Source organism: Deltaproteobacteria bacterium (assembly GCA_019309045.1).
Lineage (GTDB): Bacteria > Desulfobacterota > Syntrophobacteria > BM002 > BM002 > JAFDGZ01.
Genome location: JAFDGZ010000115.1, coordinates 1 through 7755, shown reverse-complemented (window position 1 = coordinate 7755; position 7755 = coordinate 1). Strand labels below are relative to the sequence as shown.

Below are 7755 nucleotides of genomic sequence, written 5' to 3'. Positions count from 1 at the left end.
GTGACCATTTTCTGGGCAAACGACAGACAGGAATCACTGCCCAGGGAGGACAAGGAGCTGGTGGCCCAGAGGATTTGGGACAGGGTTGAGGAGATCTGGACACAGAGGATGTAAGTAGTTGGCTTGTCCAGCAACGCTGATGCCGGTCAGGAAGCTTTCCTGCCAGGACAGACAGCGCTCGAGAGGACACTTTACTAGAGACTGTTGCCCGCACGCAGGGCAATGAAGGCAGGTGGCAAGGTTGGGCCATGGCCAGCAGGAGCGTTTTACCTACCACACTCGGCAGGCAGGTGCCACAGAGGCGCTGGTGGAGCTAGTTCGAGATATGCGCTTGCATCTCAGCGCCCAGGCCACACTCGGCCTGCAATGGCTGCCCAAACCTGCACAAACACAAGAGACGCAGGTGGAAGAATACTCTGTTGAGACCCTGGAAGATATAAGAGCTGATCTGGGAGAGTGTAAACGGTGCCGACTCCATCAGGGCCGCCGCCATATTGTCTTTGGGGAAGGGGATCCCAGGGCCAGAATAGTCATTGTGGGCGAGGGCCCTGGATACGAGGAAGACAGACAGGGCAGGCCATTTGTGGGGGCTGCTGGAAAACTATTGGATCGGATGATTGTGGCCATGGGCTGGCAGCGACCAGAGGTGTACATTGCCAACGTAATCAAGTGCCACCCTCCGGGGAACAGGAATCCCAGAGAGGACGAGATGGCTACCTGTGGCCCCTTTCTCAAACGGCAGATCAGGGCAATTCGCCCCACCGTCATCCTGACCCTGGGAGGTTTTGCCTCGCAGTATCTCCTTTCCTCCCGGAGTCCAATATCTCTTCTCAGGGGAAGGGTGCACCAATTCGAGGGAATTCCACTCATTCCCACCTATCATCCTGCCTATCTATTGCGTAATCCAGGGCAAAAAGGCAAGGCGTGGCAGGACTTGCAGTTGCTCATGAAACTGGTTGACAAGGAAACTGTTGAAAGTGTGCAGAGATAAAGTTGACGGTCAGCAAGACCGGAGGACATTTTCAGTGGAGTGCAGCAATCAAATGAACTCCCCAGCTGTGAGGTCCATCAGTGTTGGATCCGGGGGTATCCAGGGAGAGCCTGCACGAAAGAGAAAGTTGGCCTTACTGTTGAGTGCTCTGCTATTCTCTTTACTGCAGCTGTCACTTCTTTGTACCGCTACCAGTCTATGGGCCAAGGTCGGCAGTATCAAACTGCTGAAGATAGAGGAAAGCATAAATCCAGGCACGGCCCATTTTCTTGCTCGCGGCATTGCTCAGGCTGTGGATGAAGAGGCACCGCTGATAATTGTCAAACTAGACACTCCGGGTGGTTTGGTTACCTCCATGCGTACCATGGTCAAGACAATTATGAACTCACCTGTGCCGGTGGCGGTGTTCGTTGCTCCCAGCGGCGCGCAGGCAGCATCTGCCGGGGTATTCGTTACCCTGGCTGCTGATATTGCTGCCATGGCTCCGGGAACCAATATTGGCGCTGCTCACCCTGTTGTGGCAGGTGGCAAGGAGATGAGCGAGACCATGAATACCAAGGTGGTCAATGACCTGGTTGCCACCATCAAGAGCATTGCCTCTCGAAGAGGGCGCAATGTGAAATGGGCCGAGAAAGCGGTGCGCGAAAGTGTATCGGCTACTGCAGATGAAGCTCTGAAGCTCAAGGTCATAGACCTCATTGCCAGGGATGTGGATGATATGGTGGCAAAGCTCGAAGGCTGGAAAGTAAAGACCAAGGAGGGAGAAAAGAAGCTCGCCCTCAAAAACGTACCAGTAGAGATAATTCAGGAAAATCTTCGGGACAAGGTGCTCAAGACGATCAGCAACCCCAACATTGCCTACCTGTTGATGCTCATTGGTCTTGCGGGTCTCTATTTCGAGCTGTCGCATCCAGGGACCATCTTTCCAGGTGTCATTGGCGGCATTTCCCTCATTCTTGCCTTCTATGCCTTTCAAACGCTTTCCGTCAATTACGCCGGGGTGCTCCTCATCATACTGGGCGCCATCCTTTTTCTTCTCGAAATAAAAGTGACCAGCTATGGCCTCCTGAGCATAGGAGGTATAATCTGCCTTACCCTGGGCTCCATCATGCTCTTTGATACCGGGGATTCCAGCCTCAGAGTTTCCTGGAGTGTTCTGGTGCCGGCCGTGGCCGTGATCTCAGGCTTCTTCATCATTGTGGCCATGCTGGCCATGCGGGCCTATATGGCGAGACCACGGATAGGCTACGAGGCGCTCATTGGAGAGATTGGCGAGGTGAGGGAGCCCCTGACCCCTTCGGGAAGAGTGTTTGTTCACGGTGAACTCTGGAATGCTGTTGCAGAGGAAACCATCCCCACTGGTGAGCGGGTAGAGGTTGTCGAGGCGAAAAATTTATTATTGAAAGTGCGCAGGATAGGTGATAAAAAGCACTAATTTCCCGCTTCGGCGGGTTTTGCTGCTTTGTCAGAGGAGGAAAGCATGCCATATTCTCTAATTTTTTTGATAGTGCTGGCTGTGTTGTTTCTGGCCAGCGCCATCCGCGTCCTCAATGAATACGAGCGAGGTGTTATCTTTCGGCTTGGCAGAATTATCAAGGCCAAGGGGCCCGGTCTCATTATCCTTATCCCAGTAGTCGATCGCATGATAAAAGTGAGCCTGCGTCTGGTCGCCATGGATGTGCCGCCGCAGGATGTGATTACCAGAGACAATGTTTCGGTGAAGGTGAACGCCGTCATATATTTCCGCGTTATGGATCCTGTGAAGGCTGTTGTGGAAGTGGAGAATTACCTGTATGCCACCTCGCAGCTGGCCCAGACCACCCTGAGAAGCGTATGCGGCCAGGCTGAGCTGGACGAGCTGCTTTCAGACCGGGAAAAGATCAACAGCGAACTGCAGGAGATTCTGGACAAGCATACTGATCCCTGGGGCGTAAAAGTGAGCACCGTGGAGGTAAAGCACATTGATCTGCCGCAGGATATGCAGCGGGCAATGGCGCGCCAGGCCGAGGCCGAACGTGAGCGGCGGGCCAAGGTCATCAATGCCGAGGGTGAACATCAGGCGGCAGCCCGCCTGGCGCAGGCAGCGAAAGTGATAGCCGAACATCCAGTGGCATTGCAGCTGCGCTACCTGCAAACCCTGCGGGAGGTGTCGTCAGAGAATAATTCCACCACGCTTTTTCCCATACCAATTGATCTGTTCAAGCCTTTTCTGCAGCTATCCGAGCTTCTCGAGAAAAAGACAGGGGGCAGCAAAGAATCCTGAGATTCGATCGAAAAGGCACCTCGCAAAAAGGTCGACAAGGCAAGTTCTATAAGCGGAGGAGATGGACCACATGGCGAAGAAGGAAAAAAAAGAAAAAAAGGAAAAACCTCTGGATCGGATGACTGCCAAGGAGCTGAGAGAACTGGCTCTGGGCATTGAAGGAATTGTGGGCGTGCATGCCATGAACAAGGGGGAGTTGCTCAAGGCTATCAAGGAGGCCAAGGGCATCGTTGAAGAAAAAAAGCGACAGGCTGCCGTGGACGTCCGCGCTATCAAACGGAAGATTCGCGAGCTCCGCAGCCAGAAAGATGCCTGCAAGGAGGCAAGAGACAAGCAAAAGGTGAAAATACTCAGGCGGCGGATAAGCAGACTCAAGAAGAAGACTCGCAGAGCAGCCATGGCCTGAGACGGGGCACAGCTGAAGGCCGGCCGCCCCCTAGTTGAGAGCAGCAGTTTTTGCAAAACATTGCTGGGTATGAAACGGCTGGAGTAGACAATGAATCGCCAACAAGCGCTTGATATGCTGGACCACTATGTGAGCGCAGATACCCTGCGCAAGCACTGCCTGGCAACCGAGGCAGTAATGCGGGCCCTGGCAGAGCATTTCGGAGAACCAGTGGAACTCTGGGGTATAGTGGGACTGCTCCACGATCTCGACTATGAACAGACAGCAGAGCAGCCTGAGGAACATGGGCTCAAAACCACTGAGCTCCTTGCCGACTCGGATCTGCCGCCGGAAGCATTGCAGGCAATTAAAGCTCACAATGCAGAGGCCTTACGGGTGGAAAGAGAATCAAGGCTGGATTTTGCCCTCACCTGTGCCGAATCTATTACCGGACTCATTGTGGCCACTGCCCTGGTGTACCCGGACAAACGACTCGCCAGTGTGAAAGCCAAGTCGATCCTCAAACGGATGAAAAAGAAGGATTTTGCCAGGAGGGTCAATCGGGACCTTATTCGGTTGTGTGAAAAGATAGACCTGCCTCTTGCGGACTTTGCAGCCATCAGTTTGCAGGCCATGCAAGGCATAAGTGATGACCTTGGCCTCTGAAGGCTAACTCTGGCTGGAGGCGAGCCCAGGCTTGCTCGAGGTCTGGTGAGAAGCGGCTGAAGATGGAGTTCGAAGCGTGGGCCTGAAAGAAGAGAAGAAAAAGCAGGTGGTGGCTGCGGTTGCAGCGGTCTACCGTTACATGCGAGCCCTGGAAGAACAGCAGCTGCTAGCAGCCGCAGAGAAGCCGGTGGAAGTTCCCGCAATCCCTGCAAGTCTGTGGGCAGCTTCAGGCAGGCAGGCAATTATGGAGATGCGTCGGCTGCTGCAGCTTCGCATGATTCGCTAGTGTAGCCACAGCACTGTTTGTTGCCGCTTCTGCGGGAAGAAATATTTTCTCCAGCGACACTGACATTGCTTGGCGGCTCAACAATGGCGCATTGCTGACCAGGTATACTGCGAGCCAACGGCCTTTGCTGCTATGAGCATTAGCAATCGAAATCTGACCAGAGAGGTAAACAGGAGAACACAATGGCTGATCAACACGGCAAATTGAAGGCGGCGCTGGTGGATAAAGAGAAAGTGAAGGTGACCAATCCCATCAAGGTCCAGGATTTGACCTTCAGGGATGGACACCAGTCCCTTTTTGCAACCAGGGGACGGACAGAAGATATGATCCCCATTGCAGAAGAAATGGACAAGGTGGGCTTCTATTCCATGGAAGTCTGGGGTGGCGCTACCTTCGACACCATGCACCGGTTCCTGGCGGAAGACCCGTGGGAGCGGCCGAGAACTCTTAAAAAGTACATCAAGAACACCCCTTTCTCCATGCTGCTTCGGGGACAGAACCTGGTTGGCTACCGCAACTATGCTGATGATGTGGCTGAGCCTTTCGTGGAGCGGGCAGCAGAAAACGGCATCGACATCTTCAGAGTCTTCGATGCCCTAAATGACTTCCGCAATTTTGAAACTGTGGTGAAGGTGATCAAGAAACTGGGCAAGCATTTCCAGGGTGCCATCTGCTACTCCTTGACGCAGCCTCGCATGGGCGGCCCTGTGTACAATCTCGAGTATTATGTGGAAAAGGCCAAACAGCTCGAGGAAATGGGGGCGGACACCGTGTGCATAAAAGACATGGCGGGATTGATCGCTCCCTATGATGCCTACATGTTGATCAAGGCCCTCAAAGAGACCATAAAGGTGCCGATTCATCTTCACAGCCATTTCACCTCTGGTATGGCGGATATGGCGCTGCTGAAGGGAATAGAGGCCGGGGTGGACATTATTGACACCTGTATGTCACCCTGGGCCTACCGCACCTCGCACCCTGCTATAGAGCCTCTGGTGATCGCTTTGCAGGGAACGAATCGGGACACGGGTTTCGACATCAGGCTGCTTGCCAAGATTGACGAATACCTGGAGGAAATATCCATCAAATACCGCCATCTACTGGACGACCACAAGCTCTCCGTTATCGACACCAATGTACTGCTGCACCAGACTCCTGGTGGTATGCTGTCCAATCTGGTCAATCAGTTGCGAGAGATGGATGCCCTGGATCGCATAGACGAGGTCTTTGCCGAACTGCCCAGGGTACGCAAAGAACTCGGACAGGTGCCCCTGGTCACGCCCACCAGTCAGATCGTTGGCATTCAGACGGTGAACAACGTGCTCTTCGATACCGAGGATGAGCGCTACAAGATGATTACGGCCCAGGTGAAAGATCTGTGCTATGGGCTCTATGGCAAGACCCCGGTGCCGGTGGACCCAGAAGTGCAGAAGAAGGCGTTGAAAGGCTATAGCCGGGGGGAGAAGCCAATTACTGCGAGGCCGGCCGATGTACTGGAGCCTGAAATGGACAAGGCCAGAGCCATGGCCAAGGGACTCGCAAAAAACATTGATGATGAACTGATCGTGGCCCTTTATCCCACAACCGGTATGCGTTTTCTAAAATGGAAATACGGCAAAGAAGAGATACCCGAAGAGGTGAAGCCCAAGACCCTCGAACAGGCGAAGAAAGAAGAAAGACTTGTAAACCTGGCCAAGCAGGGCAAAGTGGTGGAGAAAGTGGAAAAACCAGCTCCAGAAAAGGGGCCTGGCATTCGTACCTTCAATGTATTTGTCGAAGGTGAATATTTTGAGGTGGAAGTGGAGGAAGTGGGTGGTGCGCCGCAGGTAACGTCAGTAACTCCCGTGGCCGCCCCCCAACCACCTGTGGCTGCACCTGCAACGACTGCACCGCCCGTGTCTCCCCCCGCAGCTCCCGCCCCTGCACCGGCTGAACCGGCACCTGCCAAGCCCGTTGCCGTACCAGCTGCCGGTGCCACGGTTGAAGCGCCCATGCCTGGCATGATCATTCGTTACGAAGTCAAAGAGGGGGATTCAGTTGATGAGGGCGATGTCATTGTAATTCTTGAAGCTATGAAAATGGAGAATTCCATTACTGCCCCGAGTGCCGGAACCATTACTTCCATTCCCTTCAAGAGTGGTGACTCGGTGCAGAAGGGGGATGTGCTGGCTGTGATTGGCTAATATCCGCCCGACTGGATCGACCCGGACGGAAGAAATGCCAGCTAGAAGCAATCGAAGGGATAGCTGATAGCCATGATAGTCTTGCAGACGTCTTTTCCCGGGCTCAATCTCAAAGGCCGGGGGAAGGTCAGGGACATATACGATCTCGGCGACTATTTGCTCATTGTGGCCACCGATCGAATTTCAGCTTTTGACGTGGTTATGCCCACGGGCATTCCTGACAAGGGAAAAGTGCTTACGCAAATGTCAGTTTTCTGGTTCGAGACGCTTGCTGAAGTAATAGCGAACCATTTTGTCACAGCTGAAGTGGCAGAGTTCCCCCCTGCCTGTCAGCCCTTTCGTCAGGAACTCGAACATAGAAGTATGCTGGTGAGAAAGGCCGAACCCTTGCCAGTGGAGTGCATTGTGCGGGGGTATCTCAGCGGTTCGGGATGGCGGGACTATCAGCAAAGCGGCGCTGTATGTGGTATTCGACTGCCGCCAGGATTGGTTGAATCAGCGCAGCTCGAATCTCCGATCTTTACTCCGTCAACCAAGGCAGAAGCCGGGGCTCACGACGAAAATATTGACTTTGAGACCCTGTGTCAGATTGTCGGCAGAGAATGTGCCGAAGACCTTCGACGCTACAGCCTAGCCCTTTATGAAAGAGGAGCAGGCCAGGCCGCCCGTCGCGGGATCATCATTGCTGACACCAAGTTCGAATTTGGCCTTGTCAATGGTGAGCTCCATCTCATAGACGAGGTCCTGACCCCCGACTCCTCCAGGTTCTGGCCGGCAGAAAAATACCAGCCAGGAAGAAGCCAGGAGAGCTTCGACAAACAGTACCTGCGAGATTATCTTGACCAGTGTGGTTGGGACCGCAAGCCACCGGCGCCAGCACTGCCGGACGAAGTGGTGCAAAACACCAGATCTCGCTACCAGGAAGCCTTGCGAAGACTAACGGGGCAATGACAAGTTCCTCTATTGCCTGTCCGGTCCAAG

8 protein-coding genes are annotated in these 7755 nt (G+C 53.8%); all 8 read left to right on the top strand.

Annotated elements, in window-relative coordinates; translation table 11 throughout:
* Window positions 1-325: 325 nt before the first annotated feature.
* The 8 genes from JRI89_15850 (at window position 326) to JRI89_15815 (ending at window position 7725) form a co-directional block, all read left to right on the top strand.
* Complete coding sequence (locus JRI89_15850) at window positions 326-991, top strand: uracil-DNA glycosylase (protein MBW2072712.1); 666 nt, start codon at window positions 326-328, stop codon at window positions 989-991.
* A gap of 52 nt (window positions 992-1043) precedes the next feature.
* Window positions 1044-2426 carry a nodulation protein NfeD gene (locus tag JRI89_15845; GenBank protein MBW2072711.1) on the top strand — a complete coding sequence of 461 codons (1383 nt, stop codon included), beginning with the start codon at window positions 1044-1046 and terminating at the stop codon, window positions 2424-2426.
* 45 nt (window positions 2427-2471) lie between these two features.
* Window positions 2472-3254, top strand: a complete 783-nt coding sequence (locus JRI89_15840; protein MBW2072710.1) for a slipin family protein — start codon at window positions 2472-2474, stop codon at window positions 3252-3254.
* 70 nt (window positions 3255-3324) lie between these two features.
* Window positions 3325-3660: a transcription termination factor Rho gene (locus JRI89_15835; protein MBW2072709.1), complete on the top strand. Its 336-nt coding sequence runs from the start codon at window positions 3325-3327 to the stop codon at window positions 3658-3660.
* 90 nt (window positions 3661-3750) lie between these two features.
* A complete protein-coding gene (locus JRI89_15830) occupies window positions 3751-4305 on the top strand; it encodes an HDIG domain-containing protein (GenBank protein ID MBW2072708.1) in 555 nt (184 codons plus the stop codon).
* Between the two features lie 76 nt (window positions 4306-4381).
* Window positions 4382-4591, top strand: coding sequence for a hypothetical protein (locus JRI89_15825; GenBank protein ID MBW2072707.1), 210 nt, complete (start codon window positions 4382-4384; stop codon window positions 4589-4591).
* A gap of 182 nt (window positions 4592-4773) precedes the next feature.
* Complete coding sequence (locus JRI89_15820; GenBank protein MBW2072706.1) at window positions 4774-6774, top strand: pyruvate carboxylase subunit B; 2001 nt, start codon at window positions 4774-4776, stop codon at window positions 6772-6774.
* A gap of 66 nt (window positions 6775-6840) precedes the next feature.
* Complete coding sequence (locus JRI89_15815) at window positions 6841-7725, top strand: phosphoribosylaminoimidazolesuccinocarboxamide synthase (GenBank protein ID MBW2072705.1); 885 nt, start codon at window positions 6841-6843, stop codon at window positions 7723-7725.
* Window positions 7726-7755: the final 30 nt, after the last annotated feature.

Coding starts and splice junctions, on each gene's coding strand:
- JRI89_15850 (MBW2072712.1), top strand. CDS start 326: ATGCGCTTGCATCTCAGCGCCCAGGCCACACTCGGCCTGCAATGGCTG.
- JRI89_15845 (MBW2072711.1), top strand. CDS start 1,044: ATGAACTCCCCAGCTGTGAGGTCCATCAGTGTTGGATCCGGGGGTATC.
- JRI89_15840 (MBW2072710.1), top strand. CDS start 2,472: ATGCCATATTCTCTAATTTTTTTGATAGTGCTGGCTGTGTTGTTTCTG.
- JRI89_15835 (MBW2072709.1), top strand. CDS start 3,325: ATGGCGAAGAAGGAAAAAAAAGAAAAAAAGGAAAAACCTCTGGATCGG.
- JRI89_15830 (MBW2072708.1), top strand. CDS start 3,751: ATGAATCGCCAACAAGCGCTTGATATGCTGGACCACTATGTGAGCGCA.
- JRI89_15820 (MBW2072706.1), top strand. CDS start 4,774: ATGGCTGATCAACACGGCAAATTGAAGGCGGCGCTGGTGGATAAAGAG.